Genomic DNA, 20,106 nt, shown 5'->3' with positions numbered 1-20,106 from the left:
CTCGGCATCGCCTGCGATCTGCCGGGACAAATGCCGGCGCAAAATCCCGCAAGCTTATGATTCCAGCGGCAAACTGCGGCTCTCTCGGAGAGGCCGGCCGGCTGCGGCTTTCGGTGCGTCCATCCGACGTTACCGGGCTGACACGAAACTGTCATGCGACTGTAATAATCGAAGGCTATTGGCCTCAGCGGGCGCCGGCTGAAGAGGGCGCCGAGAGACCATCTTCCGAACAGGAGCAGGCCACATGAAGAAATTCCTCGTTACGGCATCGGCCGTGGCGGCAGCGTTCGCCGCATCGTCGGGTGTCGCCGCCGCGCGCGACCAGATCCAGGTCGCCGGTTCGTCGACCGTGCTGCCTTACGCCAAGATCGTCGCCGAGCAGTTCGGCGAAACCTTCACCAACTTCAAGACCCCGGTTGTCGAGTCCGGCGGCAGCGGCGCCGGCATCAAGGAATTCTGCAAGGGGGTCGGCGAAGACACCATCGACATCGCCAACTCTTCGCGTCCGATCAAGAAGGACGAGCTGAAGTCCTGCGCCGACGCCGGCGTGAAGGAAGTCCAGGAAGTCCGCATCGGCTATGACGGCATCGTCTTCGCCACCGACATCAAGGGCCCGGATTGGGCGCTGGTTCCCGCCGACATCTACAAGGCGCTCGCCGCCAAGCTGGTCGTTGACGGCAAGCTCGTCGACAATCCGAACACCAAGTGGAACCAGGTCAACCCGAAGCTGCCCGACTGGGATATCGCCGCCTACATCCCCGGTGAAAAGCACGGCACCCGCGAAGTGTTCGAGACCAAGCTTCTCGACGCCGGCTGCGACAAGGCCGCCCTGAAGGCCGCCGGCATTGCCGACGACAAGGAAATCGGCAAGACCTGCATCGCCATCCGCAAGGACGGCAAGGCTGTCGACATCGACGGCGACTACACCGAGACGCTCGCCCGCATCGACTCCAACAAGACCGGCGTCGGCGTGTTCGGCCTCGCCTTCTACGAGAACAATGCCGACAAGCTGAAGGTCGCCACCGTGGAAGGCATCGTGCCTTCGACCGAGACGATCGCAACCGGCAAGTATCCGGTTTCTCGCCCGCTGTTCTTCTACGTCAAGAAGGCGCATCTCGGCGTCGTTCCCGGTCTCAAGGAATATGTCGAGTTCTTCCTTGACGACCAGATGATCGGCCCGGAAAGCCCGCTCGCCCAGTACGGCCTGGTTTCGGCTCCGGATGCCGAACGTCAGGCGCAGCGCGACGCGTTCGCTGCCGGGAAGAGCATGTAATCAACGACTGGATCAGGGCGCGGACCAAATCCGCGCCCTGATTTCGCTGCATGCCGCAACGGCGGCCGCGATCTGAATTTTCCCTGGGGTGGGTGATGTCGTCCTTGCTCGTACTCGCCATAGTCATTGCCATCGGCGTGGTCGCCTTCGTGATCGGCCGCCAGCGCGCCGCGGCGCACGATACCGGCAAGGTCAAGCCGCATTCGCGCGCCCACTATCACGGCTGGTGGGCCTTTCTACTCGCCGTCCTGCCTGCCGTCCTGCTGCTCGCCGTCTGGGACATCGGCTCGTCCTTCTATCTTGACCGGCACATCCACGCCGCCCTGCCCGAGCGCACTGTCGACTCCAAGGTCGCCAGCGAAGCGCTCGACGCCAGCCTGGTGAAGAGCCTCGCCAAGGGCCTGCGCCGGCTCGATGCCGGAACGCCGCTTCCCGCCACGTTCGCTGAATTGCAGCCGCTGCTCATCGCCAAGGGCGTGGCGCTGGCCAGCGACACGCAGGATTACATGATCCCGATCGCCGTCGAGGCGAACACGGTCCAGGACAGGCTCGGCCTGTTTGGCGCGGTGCTGACGCTTGCGCTGTCGATCGCCGGCGCCTTCTATGCGCTGCGGCAGATCGCGCCGCGCGCCAGGGCGCGCAACAATGTCGAGAGGCTGATGCTGTGGGGGCTGCTTGCGGCATCGACCATCGCCATCCTGACCACGGTCGGCATCGTGCTGTCGATGCTGTTCCAGACCATCACCTTCTTCGAAAGCGTGTCGCCGATGAGCTTCTTCTTCGGCACGGTGTGGGATCCGCGTTTCGCCGCTGCCGGCTCCGGCGGCAGCCAGGGCCAGTTCGGCCTGATCCCGCTTCTCGCCGGCACGCTTTATATCGCCGCCGTCGCTCTGCTGGTGGCGGTGCCGGTCGGCTTGATGTCGGCGGTCTACATGGCCGAATATGCTTCGCCCAAGGTTCGCGCGGTGGTCAAGCCGGCGCTGGAACTGCTGGCCGGCATCCCGACCATCGTCTACGGCATCTTCGCCGTGGTCACGCTCGGGCCATTCCTGCGCGACCTGTCGGCGGCACTCACTGGCGGTTCGCCCTTCATCCAGGGCCAGAGCATCTTCACCGCCGGCCTGGTGATGGGCGTCATGCTGATCCCGGTCGTGTCCTCGCTGTCCGACGACATCATCACCGCGGTGCCGCGCGCCATGCGTGACGGCTCGCTTGGCCTGGGCGCGACGCGCTCCGAGACGATCAAGAGGGTGATCCTGCCGGCGGCACTTCCCGGCATCGTCGGCGCCATCCTGCTGACGGCGTCGCGCGCCATCGGCGAGACGATGATCGTCGTGCTGGCGGCCGGCGTTGCCGCCAATCTCACCGCCAATCCATTCGAGGCGATGACGACCATCACCGTCAAGATCGTCAACCAGCTGACCGGCGACCTCGAGTTCAACTCGCCGCAGACGCTGGTCGCCTTCGCGCTCGGCCTGACGCTGTTCGCGCTGACACTGGTGATGAACATCGTCGCCCTCTACATCGTGCGCAAGTACCGGGAGCAGTACGAATGACCGACATTCCCCTGGACACGATGGCGGGCGCCGTTGCGCGTCCGCGCCGCGACATAGGGCTGAAGGCGCGCTACGCCGCTGAACGCCGTTTCCGCATCTACGGTGTGATTGCGATCTCGGTCGGCCTCGCCTTCCTGGCCATCATGCTGATCACCATCGTCTCGAAGGGCTACACCGCCTTCTGGCAGACGACGGTGACGCTGCCGATCAGCTTCGACGAGAAAGTCATCGATCCCTCCGGCAAGCGCGCCACCGATCCGAGCGTGCTGATCAAGGCGAACTATCCCAAGCTCGCCGACACTGCGCTGATGGCCAAGCTTGGCATCGACCCAAGCAACAAGCCGATGGTCATGAAGCTCAAGGGCTTCCTGTCGGAAGGCGCCCGCGTCCAGCTGCGCGACATCGTCGCCGCCGATCCGTCGGTGATCGGCACGACGCGCGACGTCAATATCCTGGCCGCGGCCAATCTCGACTCCGCCTTCAAGGGCCAGATCGACCTCGGCGTCGATGAAGCGCGCCGCAAGGTGTCCAACCAGCAGATCGACTGGATGAACAAACTCAAGGCCGACGGCGTGATGGCCGAGCATTTCAACACCGGTCTGTTCACCTATGGCGCCTCCAGCCGGCCCGAGACGTCAGGCATGGGCGTGGCGATCATCGGCTCGTTCTACATGATGGTGATTGTGCTGCTTTTGGCGCTGCCGATCGGCGTCGCGGCCTCGATCTATCTCGAGGAATTCGCCAAGAAGAACCGCTTCACCGACCTGATCGAGGTCAACATCAACAATCTTGCAGCGGTGCCGTCGATCGTCTTCGGTCTGCTCGGCCTTGCCGTGTTCATCAACTTCCTCGGCATGCCGCGCTCGGCCGCCTTTGTCGGTGGCCTGGTGCTGACATTGATGACGCTGCCGACCATCATCATCGCGACGCGCGCGGCCCTTGCCGCGGTGCCGCCGTCGATCCGCTCGGCAGCGCTTGGGCTTGGCGCCTCGAAGATGCAGATGGTGTTCCAGCACATACTGCCACTTGCCGCTCCCGGCATCCTGACCGGCACGATTATCGGCCTGGCGCGTGCGCTGGGTGAGACAGCACCGCTGCTTCTGATCGGCATGGTCGCCTTCGTCGCCAACTATCCGAAGACGCCTTTCGATCCGGCGACGGCGCTGCCGGTGCAGATCTACATGTGGGCAAACGAGGCCGAACGCGCTTTTGTCGAGCGCATGTCCGGCGCCATCATCATCCTGCTCGTCTTTCTCATGGCCATGAACATCACCGCGATCGTGCTTCGGCGCCGGTTCGAGCGGCGCTGGTAGAAAAAAGGCAATTTGGTATGAACATCATGACCGAACAGTCCCTTGAAAACGCAGTGGGCGACAAAATGAACGCCAAGTCGAACGAAGTCATCAAGATGCGCGGCGACAAGGTCGGCGTGTTCTACGGCGAGAAGCAGGCGCTGTTCGACGTCAATCTCGACGTCCGCCAGAACCAGGTGACGGCGCTGATCGGCCCGTCCGGCTGCGGCAAGTCGACCTTCCTGCGCTGCCTCAACCGCATGAACGACACCATCGATTCGGCGCGGGTGACCGGCAAGATCACGCTCGACGAGGACGACATCTATGACAAGAACATCGACGTCGTCGAACTCAGGGCGCGCGTCGGCATGGTGTTCCAGAAGCCCAATCCGTTCCCGAAGTCGATCTACGAGAACGTTGCCTATGGCCCGCGCATCCATGGGCTGGCCAAGCGCAAGTCCGACATGGACCAGATCGTCGAGTCGAGCTTGAAGAAGGCGGCGATCTGGAACGAGGTCAAGGACCGCCTGCAGGAGCCCGGCACCGGCCTGTCCGGCGGCCAGCAGCAGCGCCTGTGCATCGCGCGCGCCATTGCGGTGTCGCCGGAAGTAATCCTGATGGACGAACCATGCTCGGCGCTCGACCCGATTGCCACCGCACGCGTCGAGGAGCTGATCGACGAGCTGCGCCAGAATTACACGATCGTCATCGTCACCCACTCGATGCAGCAGGCGGCGCGCGTGTCGCAGCGCACGGCGATGTTCCACCTCGGCTACCTGGTCGAGGAGGGCGCCACCGACAAGATGTTCACCAATCCCGACGACAAGCGCACCCAGGACTACATTACCGGCCGCTTCGGCTGAGCCGTCCAGCGGTTGAATTTTCAGGCACGAGGACCACGATCATGGGTGAACATACCGTCGCTTCCTTCGATGAAGAGTTGGGCCAGATCAGCAAGCTGATCCGCGACATGGGCGATCTGGCCGGGTCGATGGTCAGCGGCTCGACAAAAGCGCTGCTCAATTCCGACAATGCGCTGGCGCAGCGCGTCGTGTCCGACGACGCCATCATGGACGCGCGCCAGCGGGAACTCGACGATCGCGCTATCACGCTCATCGCCAAGCGCCAGCCGATGGCCAACGATCTGCGTGCCGTGGTCGGCTCGATCCGCATGGCCGGCGACCTCGAGCGCATCGGCGATCTCGCCAAGAACATCGCCAAGCGCGTCGGCACCGTGGGCCTCAGCGTCACGCCGCGCGACCTCTCGCACTCCATCGACGCGATGGCGCAGCTGGTGCTGATCCAGGTGCAAGGAGTGGTCGAGGAGTATGCCGCGGCCGATGCGGCAGCCCTGGCGAAACTCAGGAATGAGGACGAACGTATCGACGTCAAATACACGTCGGTGTTTCGTGAACTCTTGACCTACATGATGGAAGACCCGCGCAACATCACCGCCTGCACGCATCTCCTGTTCTGCGCCAAGAATCTGGAGCGCATCGGTGATCATGTCACCAACATCGCTGAAAATGCGTATTATGTGCTGACCGGCCAGCAATTGCCCGCCAATCGCCCGAAGCAGGACGAGACGGCGATGGCCACTTCGGCCTGACAAGGGTGAACTGCTGATGATCGCGCCACGCATCATGGTCGTGGAGGACGAGGAGCCGCTGGGCGTGCTCCTCCGCTACAACCTCGAATCCGAAGGCTACCAGGTCGAGGTGGTGACGCGCGGCGACGAGGCCGAAATTCGGCTGCAGGAAAATGTGCCCGACCTTCTGGTGCTCGACTGGATGGTGCCGGCGGTGTCCGGCATCGAGCTCTGCCGCCGGCTGCGCATGCGGCCCGAGACCGAACGGCTGCCGATCATCATGCTGACCGCGCGTGGCGAGGAGAGCGACCGCGTGCGTGGCCTGTCGACCGGCGCCGACGACTATCTGGTCAAGCCGTTCTCGACACCGGAATTCATGGCGCGCGTGAAAGCGTTGCTGCGCCGCGCCAAGCCGGAAGTGCTGTCCAGCGTGCTCAAGGTCGGCGACATCGTGCTCGACCGTGAATCGCACCGCGTCTACCGCAAGAAGAGCGAAATCAGGCTCGGACCGACCGAGTTCCGCCTGCTCGAATTCATGATGCGCCATCCCGGCCGCGTGTTCTCGCGCAGCCAGCTGCTCGACAATGTCTGGGGCGAGACGATCTATATCGACGAGCGCACGGTCGACGTGCATGTCGGTCGACTGCGCAAGGCGGTCAACAATGGCCGCATGCCCGACGTCATCCGCACCATCCGCGGCGCCGGCTACGCTATCCGGGAAGATTAGGCGCGCCGCGCTGTTGCCGGCCCCTCAGGCGACATGCTTGCCCGCTTTTGCCTGAATCCCCGGTGCGAAAATCTCCTGGTCGACGAAGCTGAGCGCGCGCATAGCGCAGCCTTCGCGGATCAGCGGCAGTTCGTTGGGCTCGGTGTCGAAGGAGATCGATTTCGAGTGCTGGCCGCCGGCGGTCTGAGCAATCGCTTCGCGCAATGCCGGTTCGATCAGATCGAACGCGGCGGCGCTGACTCCGACCATGGCGACAGGTGCTGGATCGATCAGCGCGAACAGGCTGCCGAGGCCGAAGCCGAGCGCCTCGCCGGCCTTGCGGTAGGCTTCGCGCTCCGGGCCATCGGTCTCGCGGGCACGTGCGGCGAGCGCCCGCATGTCGGCGTCGCCGACATCGACCGGTTCGGCATCCTCGCTCATCATTTTGGCGCTGCGCCAGATGGCGTAATTGCCGGCATAGGCCTCCACGCAGCCGCGCCGCCCGCAACGGCACAGCGCGCCGCCGGGCCGGTGGATCATGTGGCCGAACTCGCCGCCCGAGGAATGGGTGCCGGTAAACAATTCGCCCTTCAGCACCAACCCCATGCCGATGCCATGCGAGAGCAGGATAGCGATGAAATTGTCGCGGTAGCGCTCAGGCTGGCGCCATTGCAGCGCCACCGCCATCATGTTGCAGTCGTTTTCCATGGTGGCCGGAATGCCGAATTCCGCTTCCAGTATGTCGGCGAAGGCAATGTCGGTCAGCGGCGTGATCGGCGACCACAGCATGGCGCGCGCCCGCGAATCGGTGATGCCCTGGATGCCCATGGCAATGCGGGCGATGCTCTGAACATCGAGATCGGGATCCTCGAGCTGCCGCCGAACGATTGCCGTGCATTCGCCGATCAGCTCGTCGCGCGGCATGGTCAGCGTATCCAGCCGGCGCTGCTCCTCGGCGACCACATGGCCAGCATAGTCGATGACGGTGACGGAGAGGAAGTTCAGCGACAGCACCACGGTCATCACCGCGGCGGCTTCCGGGTTGAGCGCAAGGCCAACCTGCGGCCGGCCGCGCTTCAGCGCACCCGTCTCGCCGGGTTTGCTCTCAGCCAGGATGCCTTCTTGAATCAGATCAGACGAGATCGCCGATATGGTCGAATGGCTGAGGCCTGTGGTCGCCGCAATCTCGGTGCGCGACGGCTGGCCGGCCCGGCGCACGGCCGAAATCACCATCGCACGGTTGCGACGGCGCAGATCGTCGTGACGGATTCCAACCGACATTTTTGTTTTCCTCCCGGTCCCCTTGCGCCTCATGATAGTGGAGGCGGTCAGGGACGCCACGCAAATATTGCCAGAAGCCAGCGGCGCTGTCATTGTTTATTGCGGGTCCCGAAAAAATTCGGCGAAGCCATCAGAATCCATCAGAATCGATGTTGACAGCGCCCCGCCGTTGGACCAGTATTTTTTCGAGGCTCGAAAAAATAGAGCCTCTGTGTGCCGGCCTTCGGGCCAGTTTTTGTCGCGCCGTGCGCGGCGCAGGGAGGGTTATCATGAACAGATTTGCAGCCGCCATGCTGGCGGGTGTCGCCATGTCGCTGACGCTGGTGTCGGTCGCGCAGGCGAAGGACAAGGTCATCGGCGTGTCGTGGTCGAACTTCCAGGAAGAGCGCTGGAAGACCGACGAAGCGGCGATGAAGGCGGCGATCGAGGCTGCCGGCGACAAGTACATTTCCGCCGACGCGCAGTCCAATCCCGGCAAGCAGCTGACCGACGTCGAAAGTCTGATCTCGCAGGGCGCCAACTCGCTGATCATCCTGGCGCAGGACGCCTCGGCCATCGGCCCGGCGGTGCAGAAGGCGCTGGACGAAGGCATTCCAGTCGTCGGCTATGACCGCCTGATCGAGAACAAGGACGTCTTCTATCTGACCTTCGACAACAAGGAAGTCGGCCGCATGCAGGCCCGCGAAGTGTTCAAGGCGAAGCCCGAAGGCAACTATGTCTTTATCAAGGGCTCGGGTGCCGATCCGAATGCCGATTTCCTGTTCGCCGGCTCGATGGAAGTGCTCAAGGAAGCCATCGACTCGGGCAAGATCAAGAATGTCGGCGAGGCTTACACGGATGGCTGGCTGCCCGCCAACGCCCAGAAGAACATGGAACAGTTCCTGACCGCCAACGACAACAAGGTCGATGCGGTGGTTGCGGCCAATGACGGCACCGCCGGCGGCGTCGTCGCGGCGCTGACGGCGCAGGGTCTGGCCGGAACCGTTCCGGTCTCGGGCCAGGACGGCGACCATGCCGCGCTGAACCGCATCGCGCTCGGCACGCAGACCGTGTCGGTGTGGAAGGACGCGCGCGAGCTCGGCAAGAACGCCGCCGAGATCGCTTCGCAGCTGGCCGACGGCAAGAAGACGGGCGACATTGCCGGCGCCAAGGACTTCACCACGCCCGGCGGCAACACCGTCAAGTCGCTGTTCCTGACCCCGGTTGCCATCACCAAGGACAACCTCAACGTCGTCATCGATGCCGGCTGGATCAAGAAGGACGAAGTCTGCGCCGGCGTCACTGCCGGCAGCGTTGCAGCCTGCAACTAAAACCGGACCCTATCGGTTCGAAATCTCGGCGCCGCGGCCCAAAAGCCGCGGCGTTTCTCCAAGGGCTTCCGCTTCAAATGACCACGGAAAGCAAATAGCATCCATGTTCCGGCATCCGCGCCAGACGGCAAACCGGTGGGAGGATAGCATGACCGACACGACCTCTAATCAGCCGGTCGCCAGCACTGCTGCGGACCGGGCGCGCGCATCCGAGCTCAGCGCCGTCGGGCGGTTCCTCAAGGCTACCGAACTCGACACGCGCATGCTCGGCATGGTCGGCGCCCTGCTGGTCATCTGGGTCGGCATACACATCCTGTCGGGCGGGCTTTTCCTGACGCCGCGCAATCTGTGGAACCTGTCGGTGCAGACCTCCTCGGTCGCGATCATGGCGACCGGCATGGTGCTGATCATCGTCATGCGCAACATCGACCTTTCGGTTGGCTCCGTCGAAGGCGTGATCGGTATGATCATGGGTGTGGCGCAGGCCGAATTCCTCATTCGCGTCATCGGCTTCCAGCTCGGAAATCCCTGGCTCTGGATCATCGCGCTGGCCGCCGGCGTGGTGCTTGGTCTGCTGATCGGCGCGTTCCAGGGCTTCATCATCGCCTATATGGAGGTTCCGGCTTTCATCGTGACGCTGGGCGGCCTACTGGTGTGGCGCGGTATGGCATGGCTGATCACCAGCGGGCGCACGGTCGCGCCGCTCGACGCCACCTTCCAGCTGATGGGTGGCGGACCACGCGGTTCGATCGGCGCTACCGCCAGCTGGATCGTCGGCGTCGTCGCCTGTGCGGCGGTTGCCTTCGCGCTGCTCAATGGCCGCTCGCAGCGCAAGCGGTTCAGCTTTCCACTGCGCCCCGTGTGGGCTGAGACCTTGCTTGGCGTGGTCGCTTGCGCGGCCATCCTCGGCGCCGTCTGGATCGCCAATTCCTATCCATGGCCGATCGGCATCGTGCGCCAGTATGCGCGGCAGAACGGCATCACTCTTCCCGAAGGCGGGCTGTTTATCGCGCATGGCATCGCCATACCGGTGCTGATGGCGGTGGCCACGGGCATCATAATGACCTTCATCACCAAACGCACGCGTTTCGGCCGCTATGTCTTCGCCATCGGTGGCAATCCGGAAGCAGCAGAACTTGCCGGCATCAACACGCGCTGGGTGACCATGAAGGTGTTCATGATCATGGGGGTGCTGGCGGCGATCAGCGCGGCGATCTCGTCGGCCCGCCTCAACGCGTCGACCAACGCACTGGGCACGCTGGACGAGCTGCTGGTCATCGCCGCCGCCGTCATCGGCGGCACGTCGCTGGCCGGCGGCGCCGGAACGGTGATGGGCGCCATGCTCGGCGCGCTTCTAATGCAGTCGCTGCAATCCGGCATGGTGCTGCTCGGCATCGACTCGCCGCTGCAGAGCATCGTCGTCGGCGCCGTGCTGGTCATCGCGGTGTGGCTCGACACCGTCTACCGCAAGCGGGTCTAGGGGAGGAACGATCATGGAAAAAACTGCTCCCACGGGCACAGCGCTGATCGACATGCGCAACATCTCGATCGCCTTCGGCGGCATCCGCGCCGTCGACGATGCGTCCATCGATCTTTTCCCGGGCGAGGTCGTGGCGCTGCTCGGCCATAACGGCGCCGGCAAGTCGACGCTGATCAAGATCCTGTCGGGCGCCTACAAGCGCGACGCGGGCCAGATCTTCGTCAATGGTCAGGAGGCGGCGATCTCCAACCCGCGCGACGCCAAGAAATACGGCATCGAGACGATCTACCAGACGCTGGCGCTGGCCGACAATGTCGACGCCGCCGCCAACCTCTTCCTCGGCCGTGAGCTGATGACCGGCTGGGGCACGCTTGACGATGTCGCCATGGAAGCCGAGGCGCGCAAGGTCATGGGCCGGCTCAATCCGCGTTTCCAGCGCTTCAAGGAGCCGGTGATCAAGTTGTCGGGCGGCCAGCGCCAGTCGGTGGCGATCGCGCGCGCCATCCTGTTCAACGCCCGCATCCTGATCATGGACGAACCGACGGCCGCCCTTGGTCCGCAGGAAACGGCGCAGGTCGGCGAGCTGGTCAAGCAGCTCAAGGCCGACGGCATCGGCATCTTCCTGATCAGCCACGACATCCACGACGTGTTCGAACTCGCCGACCGCGTCTGCGTGATGAAGAACGGCCAGGTCGTCGGCACCGCGCGCACCACCGATGTCACCCAGGACGAGGTGCTTGGCATGATCATCCTCGGCAAATGCCCACCCGGCGCCATTCCCGGGCCGGGCGCGCTGAAGATCGCCGCCTGAGACGAGCGCCATCATCGGCTGACGGTCATCTTCTCCGATGCGCGATCGATAAGCCGGCTAATATCTGGAACGTGATGTGCCAGCTGTCACGATGGTTTGGCCTCGCCATTGTGTTGGCGCGGTGACATGCCATAAAGGTCCCAGATACATGGGCCGCAGCATCCTTTGAAGAAGTTTTTCCCGATTGTCGCCTTCATTGCCGTCGCGCTGATCAGCATGACGATGGCAGGCTTCGCCTACTTCGCCACCCAGGAGGCGGCACGGATCAAATTCGAGGCGACGGCCGACGATGCGCTCAACCGTATCGAAAGCCGCATCGACCTGCATCTGTCGCTGCTGCGCTCGACGCAGGCGCTGTTCGACGCCCGCAATGGCGAGATTTCGCGTAGCGAATTCAAGGCCTTCTTCAGCGCGCTCGACGTCGACAGCAATTTCGCCGGCCTGCGCGGCATCGGTTATCTCAGGCTGGCCAAAGCGGGCGACGAAGCGGCGGTCGAGCGCGACATGTTGCGCGACCGTGGCGTGCCGCACGCTGTCTATCCGGACACGGCACAGTCCTGGCGCACGCCCGTCGTGCTGTTCGAGCCGCTCGATCCTGCCAACGAGTCGACCATCGGCTACGACATGTTCACCGAACCGGCGCGGCGCGAAGCGATCGAAAAGGCGATGGCCGATGACGCACAGCATGCAAGCGGCCTGGTTCAACTCGGCCAGGGCGCGGGCACGGCACAGACCTTTACCGGCTTCCTGGTGTTCGTCAGGCTCAATGTCGAAACCGCACCGGATGGCATTAACGCCTCCAGGTCGTCGACATCAGGCTTTCTATACGCCGCTTTCCGCGCCCGCGACCTGTTCCAGACCGCGCTCAGCCGCACGCCGCTACTACCGGTCAACACCGAAGTCTATGACGGCAAGGTCGATGCCGACAATCTTCTGTTCCAGTCGGAAACGCCGCCGGTTGCGAGCTTCGGCGACAGGCTCTTGGTGACGCGCAAGATCATCGTCGCCGGCCGGCCGTGGACGGTGCTGTTTCGGCCGACCAGCGCTTTCTCGCAGCCGTCTTCGCGCGCCATTCCGGTGATGCTTGGCTTGTTCGGGTTGCTCCTGGCGGGCGCGATCGCGCTGGTTGCGCGCTATCAGGAGCGCGCCTATGACGCCAAGTCGCTGTTGCACGAGACGACGGAAAAGAGCCTGCTCGAAAAGGATCTGATGCTGCAGGAGATGAAGCATCGGATCAAGAATTCGATCACGCGGGTGCTGGCGATCGCGCGTCAGACGGCAGCGCACGCCACCGACGTAAAGGAGTTCTCCTCTTCCTTCTCGGCTCGCCTGCAGGCAATGGCGGCTTCCCAGGACATGCTGACGCGCTCGCGCTGGCAGAAGGCCGACCTTGGCGATCTCTTGCGCATCGAGCTTGGCCAGGTGTTCGGCAAGGAGCTTCCGGAAGGGATATTGTCAGGCCCTCAGGTGCTGCTCGACGAGACGACGACGCAGGCGCTTGGGCTGACCTTCCACGAACTGGCGACGAATGCGCTGAAATATGGCGAAGCTGGCAATTCGGTCGGCGCGCTTAAAGTTGACTGGTCGTTCCAAGGGCGCGGATCCGACAGGATGCTGGTTCTGAACTGGCGCGAGGCCGGGCAGAAGCAACTCGAAGCGCCGGCCAAGACCGGCTTCGGTACCAAGCTGATCGATCTCAATGTCACGCGCGAATTGCGCGGCACGATCGCCAGAGATTTTCGTGCCGACGGGCTTACAGTGGAAATCAGGATTCCGCCGCCCGATACACGCAAACAAACGGAGACCGGCTAACCGGTCTCCGTCTCGATTGTTTGACGCATTGAAGCGGATCAGCAGCGAGCGGTGTAGAGCCGGCCGCGATTGTCGCGATACTGACAATAGCCATTGCGCAGGTTGCGCACCAGCAGACCGGAACCGGCACCAACGGCTGCGCCGATGAGCGCACCCTTGCCGCCGCCAACCAGGCCGCCGACGCCGGCGCCTACCAACGTGCCGACACCCACGTCCTGTTCGGTCGTGCTGCAGCCGCTGACGGCGACCACGGCAACCATGGCAATAATCAATTTCCGCATTGAGTCTCTCCTCACTTTCGTCCTCACTTTAGTAAGCTCCAGCCGCCATTTAGCATGAAATGGCGGCCTTTGCCCGCTCGATCTTATTGTTGGCTAAGATAGTCTTTTTCGCGGCGCGCCACGTTCGACGCGACCATGACGTTGGAAATCTGCAAGGATGCGTCAAGTGAACCGTCCGGGCGCACGTTCCAGACGATCTGGTCGTAGTCGTCCTCCAAGGCAGGATCGACGGCAAGACATTTGGCGACGACATGCGGGGCCTGGCCCTGCACGTCGCCCATGGCAAAAGGCCGCTCGGCGGTGCATGCCTCCGCGGTTTCGAACACGCTGACCGGCACCGACAGTTCGCGGCATTCGGTCATGCTGTTCGAACAGCCGATAACCAGGAGCAAAGCGGCGATGTGTTCCACGGCGAAAAATCCTCTCGCCACAAGAACGGTCCACAGCCGTCAAAGTTCCTGGGATGCAAGCTGGGGACGTTAATAATCGGCTGGCCAGGAGCCAGACCAGCCTTCAGCTAAGCCAGATTTGGGAGCAGCGTGAACCCGAAGCGAACGTGGCTCAGCCCAGCTGCAACGCCACGATCAGAACGATGGCGGCGACGAGCGCGACAGCGGCGAAACGAAGCAAGGGATGCCAGGCGTATGGCGCAGGCGAGGCGGAAGCATAAGGATCCTGAAAGCCGCTCATCGAGACGCGGGCGGCCTGCTCCAGCCTGTTCATATCGGCAACCGTCAAGATCATTCCTCCCATAGTTGGGTTGCAGGCCACGGCCGAAGCGTCGGTTGAATTGGTCAAGAGCCGGCAATCTCTGGGTGCCTCAGCATCGGACTTTATGGTGAACAGCCGGTTAAGGAATCCGGCGCTCCGGGCTCTCTGTTTGACGCAATTCGGGACGGAATTGCTCTGAGGCAAATCTGGCCGCTCACTCGGTTTCGAAATTGCCGTGCGGAACGACAAGCCGATATTCGAGGCGGTCGCCGGTGATTTCCAGCGTCGCCGTGCCGTTCAGCGATACCGGCACAACGCGTTCGAGAGCAACGCTGCCGAATCGTTTCTCGGTGCGCCTGTTGTCATTGGCGACAATGGCCTCGACCCAGGTCAGCGACAAAGCCGGCTTATCAGCGGTCTCCGTGACGCTCGACAGATTGGCGGTTACCTCGACGAAGCCATCCGGCCGCGCCAAGGCGCCGTAACTGAATGAATTGACTGCGAGCTCATGCATGGCCAGGCCGATATGAAGAGCGGCGTTGGGATTGAGGTAGGGATTGACGCCATTGAACCGCAGGCTCTGCGCGGGATCGGCGCCATAGCGCACGACCTGGCCACGGACTAGTTCGCGTAGTGCAGCACCCCGCCAATTCGACGACGTCACCAGATCCTGGGAGGAGGCCAGTGACTGCAGCCGACCGCGAAAGCGCGTCAGGAAATCGTCCGATGTCTCGGAATAACGGCCGGTCTGTGTGGCAATGCTCTGGATGATGGCCAACAGGTTCTTGGAGCGGTGGCTGACCTCGCGCAGCAGCGTCTTCAACGTTTGTTCTCGGCGTTTCTGCTCGGTTGTCTCCACCATTGTGGTGACAACGCCTTGGACATCGCCGCCGTCGCCGCGATCGGCATCGACCCAGACCTGAAACCAGCGGATGCCTTCAGCAGTGGGAACGCTGAGCTCGAGGCGTTCAGGATGGCCGGAAGCGATGACTTGGCGTTTGGTGATATCGATGTGGTCGGCCTGCGCCGGCGGCAGGATGCCGTTACTGTCCGCAGTATCGGAAGCCCATGGCTCACGCATGTTGCGCGCCCACACGGTCTTCATTTCGCGGTCCTGGTACAGAACGGAAATGCCGGCATTATGCAGGGCATGGAGCAAGGCGCGGCCGAGCTGCATGCCGCTTTCAGCGGGATGCAGGGCGATGACTTCGTCATTCCGCCCGCTTTCGCCTGTCTCTCCGCCTCTGGAACGCATCAGTCACCTGTCCACCCACTCAAGCTGAACGATTCACGCTGAAATCAGTTCCTGAAATAAGCCCCCAAAACAGGTCCGCCGGACGGTGTCCCGTTGAAGGACACCGCCCGGCGGTGACTGGAAACCGTTTGAGGGGTGCGGCTTCCAGTGTTGGCTCGCTGCCGGTCTTACGAGGCCCGCCTGAACAGGCCGGCCAGAAGCGAGATGACGAGGAAGGCGAGAAAGATGAAGAACAAGATTTGCGCGATGCCGGCGGAGGTGCCGGCGATACCGCCGAAACCAAGCGCGCCGGCGATGATCGCCACGACAAGAAATACGAGCGCCCAGTAGAGCATGATCCGTCTCCTTCCGATGCTGAGATAAAAACGTGGGTGGTTGGTGTTTGTTCCACCATTTGCCGAAAAAGACAGGCTTTGGAAGGGCCCGGACGCGAATTGATTCGGGGCACGCGAGCGCGACCACGCAAAGCGCGGCATGGAGCGGCCGACAACTGGCGATCACCGGGTGGACGATCGCCAGTGCTTGGCAACGCCGGGATGCGGCGACGTTGGAGATTGTGTCAGGCGGCGGCCTTGGCCTGACGGTCGAAGAACAGCGCCTGGCTGATCAGCGCCTTGACCATGTCTGGATTGAACGGCTTGGTGACGAGGAAAGCGGGTTCGGGCCGCTCGCCGGTCAGCAGACGTTCGGGGAAGGCGGTGATGAAGATCACCGGCACCGAGGTCGACGACAGGATTTCGTTGACCGCATCGATGCCCGAGCTGCCGTCGGCAAGCTGGATGTCGGCCAGCACCATCTTCGGCCTTGTCTTGCCGAACATCGCCACCGCCTCGGCATGGGTGCGGGCGGTGCCGACGACACGGTGGCCGAGGCTCTCGACCATTTCCTCGATATCCATGGCGATCAGCGGCTCGTCCTCGATGATCAGCACGTCGGTCGCCACCTGGCGGGAGATCTCGTTGCTCGCCTGGGCCAGCAGTTCGGAGAATTCCCTGGCGTCGACATCGAGAATTTCAGCCGCCTCGTCCTCGCTAAAGCCTTCGACGGCGACCAACAGGAAGGCCTGGCGGGGCCGTGGCGCAATGGCGTTCAGATTGGCGGCGGCGCGCTGCTCCCATGCCGATTGCGCATGCTCCTGCGGAACGCGGATGGCAATGGAGGTGAACAATTTTGCGAAAACCTTATAGATCGCGATGCGGTCGTTCGACGCTTCGGGGAAGATGTCGACATCGGCGATGATGGCTTCGAGCATCGCGGCGACCAGCGCATCGCCACTCTCCTGCGATCCCGAAACGGCGCGCGAGAAGCGGCGCAGGAACGGCAGGTGCGGAGCAATGGTTGCGGAAAGGCTCATGATAGACGTCTCCCTCAGATGACGTAATTGCATAGATTCTAGGTCAAGCTGATTGCAAGCCCCGGCAAACAACGCGGGTTTTGTGAAAAAGTTCCGAGGGTTGTGGAACGAATCTCCAAGGACGACGTTTGTGGTGCGATGGGCAACCAGACGAGGGGGCCGCTTTTGGCGTTGTGTAACAGGGCGGCTAAGGCGCTGGAATTTAAGGGCGAAATGAGGACATGAATAAAGAAACACTGGCTGGCGCCGCTGGCAGGCGCCGGGCCAATTCCGGTGACCCGCTCGGGGCGAATTCGGAAATCGGCCGCAAACTCAAACAATATTATGACGAGCTGGTCTCCGACAATGTGCCGGATCGCTTCGCCCAGTTGCTCAGGCAACTGGAACAGGCCGAACCCGCACAGAAGAAGGACTGAGGCATGGCAGCTGTCTCACAAGGGTTCAAGACCGATCTGCTCGGCTCGATCCCGAGCCTGCGGGCCTTTGCCGTGTCGCTGACGCAGAATGCCGACAAGGCCGACGATCTGGTGCAGGAGACGCTGGTCAAGGCCTGGGACAAGCATGAGAGCTTCCAGCCCGGCACCAATCTCAAGGCATGGCTGTTCACCATCCTGCGCAACGAGTTCTATTCGCAGATGCGCAAGCGCGGCCGCGAGGTGCAGGACAGCGACGGCATCATGACCGCCAGGCTCGCCGTTCATCCGGCCCAGCACGGCCAGCTCGACCTCAAGGATTTTCGCGGCGCGCTCGAGCAATTGCCCGAGGACCAGCGCGAAGCCATCATCCTCATCGGCGCTTCCGGCTTTTCCTATGAGGAGGCGGCCGAGATTTGCGGTTGCGCGGTCGGAACGATCAAGAGCCGGGTCAGTCGGGCTCGCACACGGCTGCAGGAGATCCTGAAAATCTCCGGCGAAGACGAATACGGCCCCGACGCCATCTCGTCGCAGGTTACCGGCTCAAACGCCGCCTGACAGCGGAGCCCGTTTGCGGGCTCGGGCTCTCAAGTACCGATCGAAGGCATTTCAGACTGGCGCGCGGCCGCAGGCCACCGCCAGCGCCCCGACGAGATCGTCTCCCGAATATGGCTTGGTTACCAGTCGTACGCCGGGGAAAGACGCCCTGATCTCGTCCGCGTCCGAATAGCCGGAGGCAAAGACGAAGGGCGTGCCCGCCTGGCGCAGTTGCGCGGCGAAGTCGAGCGTCGACGTTCCACTCAGCATCAGGTCGACGATAACGCCGTCAAACTTGTCGGCGATCGTCTGCTCGTCGATCTCTGCCAGGTCGCGGGCAATCACCACGTCGCCGGCGCCATGGTCGCGGCAAAGCTGCTCGACATCCATGGCGATCAGGAATTCATCCTCCAGGACAAGAATTCGCAATCCCTCGAGCAATGGCGGCACCTGGCAATGTCTCCTAAATTCTTGCGGCATCAGGGTTCAGGGACTCCAAATCAAAACCGCATCGGACAGGAGGCCCGTCGGTAGCTTTTATCCGAATTCGCTCGCCGGATCTGCTCCAACGTCAGGCAGGTTTCGAATTCACCTCACTGGAGCGCAGCGAGTCATGATCGGTATTTGCCATCCTGTCATTTAAAAAAGACATGCCCCACCGCCGGCGGTGGAACCGTGGCCCTCGCAAAGGCGTTGCAGTCAGTCTCTGTCAAAGAGGCTTTCGAAGAGGGGTCGAAATGTCTGGCCAGAACGGTCGTTCCTTTTCCAGTCGCCAATATCCGTGCGAGAAGTGCCCGCTCTGGCCGTTGCAGGTGTTCCGGGACTTCGAGAAGCAGGAGCTTGCGTTCGTCAGCACGTTCAAGAAGGGCGAACTTGCCGTCGACAAAGGCGCCACTGTGCTGGTCGAAGGCAGCCACAGTGCTCATCTCTACACGGTGCTGTCGGGCTGGGCTTTCCGCTACAAATTGCTGTCGGACGGCCGCCGCCAGATTCTGAACTATTCGATGCCCGGCGATCTCATCGGCCTGCAGGGCAGCCTGCTTGGTGAGATGCAGCACTCGATCGAGGCGCTGTCGCCGATGCTGTTGTGCGTCTTCGAGCGCGAAAACCTGCACGAGCTCTACCGCAACCATCCGGGCCTTGCCTACGATATCACCTGGCTGGCATCGCGCGAGGAGCGCATGCTGGACGAGAATTTGCTCAGCATCGGTAGGCGCACGGCGCTCGAGCGCACCGCCTATCTGATCGCTTTCATCGCCAGCCGCGCGGCGATAGTCGGGCTCAACGGCAAGGCGCCAGTGCAAATCCCGATCACGCAGCAACACGTCGCCGATACCCTCGGCCTGTCTCTGGTCCACACCAACAAGACGATCCGCAAGCTGATCGACCGCAAGCTGATCGTCTGGCGCGACGGCGGTTGCGAAGTGGTCGACCGGGAGGCGCTGAAGGACCTCGCACGCTGGGAGGGCTTGAGCGAGGGCCGCCGGCCGCTGATCTGAGGTTGATCTGAACGAGTCCCGCCGGGCTGGACTCGCACAGGCAAACACCCTTTCATGGATATGGTCTCCGATTTCGGAACCTTGACGTGTGTGGGGCGTTTGAAACCAAGCAAACGCAAGGAGTTATAGAATGGCAACTGCCGCAGGAAAAACCGCTGGCGAAACCCAGACGAACGCCGACCTCGAAGCCGATATCCGGCAGTTGAAGGCCGACATCGAAAAGCTGACCAAGCAATTGGCCAAGACCGGCGAGCATGGCTACGGAACGGCGCGGCGCGCTGCCGCCGAAGGCGTCGAGCAGTTGCGCGCCCAGGGTGAGGCTGCCTTCGACAGCCTGCGCGGCAACGCCAAGGATATCGAAGCCCAGATCACCGCCAATGTGCGCGAAAAGCCGGTGACGTCGCTGGCCATCGCAGCCGGCGTCGGCTTTCTGTTCGCGCTTCTCGCCCGGCGCTAGTTTTCGCTAGAGATGGGGACGCTGGCATCGTTGATTTCGGCTTTGGCCTCGGGTGAAGCCATTGCCGCCATGCGCCGCGCGCGCACGGCGGCGATCGTCTATGGGGTCGCCGCGGTTGCGGCTCTGTGCGGGCTCGGATTTCTCCTCGGGGCGGCCTATATCTGGGCCGCCGACCGCTATGGGTCGATGGCGGCCTGCCTGGGCTTCGCGGCCGGCTTCTTGGTGCTCGCCGGGCTCATCCTGCTCATCCATCAACTGGCGGCCGGCACGCGCGCCCGTAGACGTGCGCGAAGGCGCAATGCCGACCTCAAGGCACTCGGCATCACGGCGGCCCTTGCCGTATTGCCGTCGCTGCTCAAGGGGAAAGGCGGCAAGGAACTTGTCCTTGGACCGATCATCGCGCTGGTGGCCTATGCCATCTACAAGGAAAACGTCAAACCGCGCCCGGGCGATCCGGACGGCGATGTCGAGTAGGCCCGAACTCCCCCGA

Annotated in this window: 23 protein-coding genes; 15 read left to right on the top strand and 8 right to left on the bottom strand. The window is 62.8% G+C overall.

What is annotated here, in order from left to right; translation table 11 throughout:
* Nucleotides 1-244: 244 nt before the first annotated feature.
* The 6 genes from ACYHH6_RS01100 (at nucleotide 245) to phoB (ending at nucleotide 6,436) form a co-directional block, all read left to right on the top strand.
* Nucleotides 245-1,273, top strand: a complete 1,029-nt coding sequence (locus ACYHH6_RS01100; RefSeq protein WP_352591248.1) for a substrate-binding domain-containing protein — start codon at nucleotides 245-247, stop codon at nucleotides 1,271-1,273.
* Nucleotides 1,274-1,368: 95 nt separating this feature from the next.
* Nucleotides 1,369-2,829 (top strand): phosphate ABC transporter permease subunit PstC, encoded by a 1,461-nt coding sequence (pstC, locus tag ACYHH6_RS01095; RefSeq protein ID WP_352591245.1) that lies wholly within the window; start codon nucleotides 1,369-1,371, stop codon nucleotides 2,827-2,829.
* Entirely contained in the window at nucleotides 2,826-4,142 is a 1,317-nt protein-coding gene (gene pstA / locus ACYHH6_RS01090) for a phosphate ABC transporter permease PstA (RefSeq protein WP_352591242.1), read from the top strand. The genes pstC and pstA overlap by 4 nt, the downstream gene beginning before the upstream one ends.
* Nucleotides 4,143-4,159: 17 nt before the next feature.
* Entirely contained in the window at nucleotides 4,160-4,984 is an 825-nt protein-coding gene (pstB, locus tag ACYHH6_RS01085; protein WP_112559514.1) for a phosphate ABC transporter ATP-binding protein PstB, read from the top strand.
* 41 nt (nucleotides 4,985-5,025) lie between these two features.
* Nucleotides 5,026-5,730 carry a phosphate signaling complex protein PhoU gene (gene phoU / locus ACYHH6_RS01080; RefSeq protein WP_192259346.1) on the top strand — a complete coding sequence of 235 codons (705 nt, stop codon included), beginning with the start codon at nucleotides 5,026-5,028 and terminating at the stop codon, nucleotides 5,728-5,730.
* A 16-nt stretch (nucleotides 5,731-5,746) separates the two neighbouring features.
* On the top strand, nucleotides 5,747-6,436 hold the full coding sequence (phoB, locus tag ACYHH6_RS01075; RefSeq protein ID WP_010911896.1) for a phosphate regulon transcriptional regulator PhoB: 690 nt from the start codon (nucleotides 5,747-5,749) through the stop codon (nucleotides 6,434-6,436).
* 24 nt (nucleotides 6,437-6,460) lie between these two features.
* Here the strand turns inward: phoB and ACYHH6_RS01070 are convergent, their stop codons facing one another.
* On the bottom strand, nucleotides 6,461-7,696 hold the full coding sequence (locus ACYHH6_RS01070; RefSeq protein WP_352591238.1) for an ROK family protein: 1,236 nt from the start codon (nucleotides 7,694-7,696) through the stop codon (nucleotides 6,461-6,463).
* Nucleotides 7,697-7,965: 269 nt separating this feature from the next.
* On the opposite strand from ACYHH6_RS01070, the gene xylF reads away from it, so the two are divergent.
* The 4 genes from xylF (at nucleotide 7,966) to ACYHH6_RS01050 (ending at nucleotide 13,109) form a co-directional block, all read left to right on the top strand.
* Entirely contained in the window at nucleotides 7,966-9,006 is a 1,041-nt protein-coding gene (xylF, locus tag ACYHH6_RS01065) for a D-xylose ABC transporter substrate-binding protein (RefSeq protein WP_112559512.1), read from the top strand.
* Between the two features lie 148 nt (nucleotides 9,007-9,154).
* On the top strand, nucleotides 9,155-10,486 hold the full coding sequence (locus ACYHH6_RS01060; protein ID WP_352585257.1) for a sugar ABC transporter permease: 1,332 nt from the start codon (nucleotides 9,155-9,157) through the stop codon (nucleotides 10,484-10,486).
* A gap of 13 nt (nucleotides 10,487-10,499) precedes the next feature.
* A complete protein-coding gene (locus ACYHH6_RS01055) occupies nucleotides 10,500-11,297 on the top strand; it encodes an ATP-binding cassette domain-containing protein (protein ID WP_192259350.1) in 798 nt (265 codons plus the stop codon).
* Nucleotides 11,298-11,462: 165 nt separating this feature from the next.
* The gene (locus ACYHH6_RS01050) at nucleotides 11,463-13,109 is read left to right on the top strand and encodes a CHASE domain-containing protein (RefSeq protein ID WP_352585259.1); all 1,647 of its coding nucleotides are present in this window, start codon (nucleotides 11,463-11,465) and stop codon (nucleotides 13,107-13,109) included.
* A gap of 38 nt (nucleotides 13,110-13,147) precedes the next feature.
* Here ACYHH6_RS01050 and ACYHH6_RS01045 read toward each other — a convergent pair whose 3' ends face one another.
* The 6 genes from ACYHH6_RS01045 to ACYHH6_RS01020 form a co-directional block, all read right to left on the bottom strand.
* Nucleotides 13,148-13,390, bottom strand: coding sequence for a YMGG-like glycine zipper-containing protein (locus ACYHH6_RS01045; RefSeq protein WP_112559509.1), 243 nt, complete (start codon nucleotides 13,388-13,390; stop codon nucleotides 13,148-13,150).
* 83 nt (nucleotides 13,391-13,473) lie between these two features.
* Nucleotides 13,474-13,800, bottom strand: coding sequence for a hypothetical protein (locus tag ACYHH6_RS01040; RefSeq protein WP_352585261.1), 327 nt, complete (start codon nucleotides 13,798-13,800; stop codon nucleotides 13,474-13,476).
* Nucleotides 13,801-13,951: 151 nt separating this feature from the next.
* Nucleotides 13,952-14,134 carry a hypothetical protein gene (locus ACYHH6_RS01035; protein ID WP_352585263.1) on the bottom strand — a complete coding sequence of 61 codons (183 nt, stop codon included), beginning with the start codon at nucleotides 14,132-14,134 and terminating at the stop codon, nucleotides 13,952-13,954.
* Between the two features lie 181 nt (nucleotides 14,135-14,315).
* Nucleotides 14,316-15,356 carry a sensor histidine kinase gene (locus ACYHH6_RS01030; RefSeq protein WP_352585264.1) on the bottom strand — a complete coding sequence of 347 codons (1,041 nt, stop codon included), beginning with the start codon at nucleotides 15,354-15,356 and terminating at the stop codon, nucleotides 14,316-14,318.
* Between the two features lie 167 nt (nucleotides 15,357-15,523).
* A complete protein-coding gene (locus tag ACYHH6_RS01025) occupies nucleotides 15,524-15,691 on the bottom strand; it encodes a DUF1328 domain-containing protein (RefSeq protein ID WP_023670098.1) in 168 nt (55 codons plus the stop codon).
* A gap of 224 nt (nucleotides 15,692-15,915) precedes the next feature.
* Nucleotides 15,916-16,710, bottom strand: a complete 795-nt coding sequence (locus tag ACYHH6_RS01020) for a response regulator (RefSeq protein WP_192259355.1) — start codon at nucleotides 16,708-16,710, stop codon at nucleotides 15,916-15,918.
* A gap of 221 nt (nucleotides 16,711-16,931) precedes the next feature.
* Here ACYHH6_RS01020 and ACYHH6_RS01015 point away from each other — a divergent pair, with 221 nt between their 5' ends.
* Both ACYHH6_RS01015 and ACYHH6_RS01010 read left to right on the top strand, forming a co-directional pair.
* Nucleotides 16,932-17,126 (top strand): NepR family anti-sigma factor, encoded by a 195-nt coding sequence (locus ACYHH6_RS01015; protein WP_112559505.1) that lies wholly within the window; start codon nucleotides 16,932-16,934, stop codon nucleotides 17,124-17,126.
* Nucleotides 17,127-17,129: 3 nt separating this feature from the next.
* On the top strand, nucleotides 17,130-17,681 hold the full coding sequence (locus ACYHH6_RS01010) for a sigma-70 family RNA polymerase sigma factor (RefSeq protein ID WP_023670095.1): 552 nt from the start codon (nucleotides 17,130-17,132) through the stop codon (nucleotides 17,679-17,681).
* Between the two features lie 51 nt (nucleotides 17,682-17,732).
* Here ACYHH6_RS01010 and ACYHH6_RS01005 read toward each other — a convergent pair whose 3' ends face one another.
* Nucleotides 17,733-18,110 carry a response regulator gene (locus ACYHH6_RS01005; RefSeq protein ID WP_112559504.1) on the bottom strand — a complete coding sequence of 126 codons (378 nt, stop codon included), beginning with the start codon at nucleotides 18,108-18,110 and terminating at the stop codon, nucleotides 17,733-17,735.
* Nucleotides 18,111-18,397: 287 nt separating this feature from the next.
* Between ACYHH6_RS01005 and ACYHH6_RS01000 the strand changes: the two genes are divergently transcribed.
* The 3 genes from ACYHH6_RS01000 to ACYHH6_RS00990 all read left to right on the top strand — a co-directional run bounded on the left by ACYHH6_RS01000 (nucleotide 18,398) and on the right by ACYHH6_RS00990 (nucleotide 20,090).
* Nucleotides 18,398-19,159 (top strand): Crp/Fnr family transcriptional regulator, encoded by a 762-nt coding sequence (locus tag ACYHH6_RS01000; protein ID WP_352585267.1) that lies wholly within the window; start codon nucleotides 18,398-18,400, stop codon nucleotides 19,157-19,159.
* 130 nt (nucleotides 19,160-19,289) lie between these two features.
* A complete protein-coding gene (locus tag ACYHH6_RS00995; protein ID WP_352585269.1) occupies nucleotides 19,290-19,616 on the top strand; it encodes an ElaB/YgaM/YqjD family protein in 327 nt (108 codons plus the stop codon).
* A gap of 12 nt (nucleotides 19,617-19,628) precedes the next feature.
* Nucleotides 19,629-20,090 (top strand): hypothetical protein, encoded by a 462-nt coding sequence (locus ACYHH6_RS00990; protein ID WP_352585271.1) that lies wholly within the window; start codon nucleotides 19,629-19,631, stop codon nucleotides 20,088-20,090.
* Nucleotides 20,091-20,106 lie beyond the last annotated feature (16 nt).

Source organism: Mesorhizobium sp. P171375 (assembly GCF_057786075.1).
This window is presented reverse-complemented; position numbering and strand designations above follow the sequence as displayed.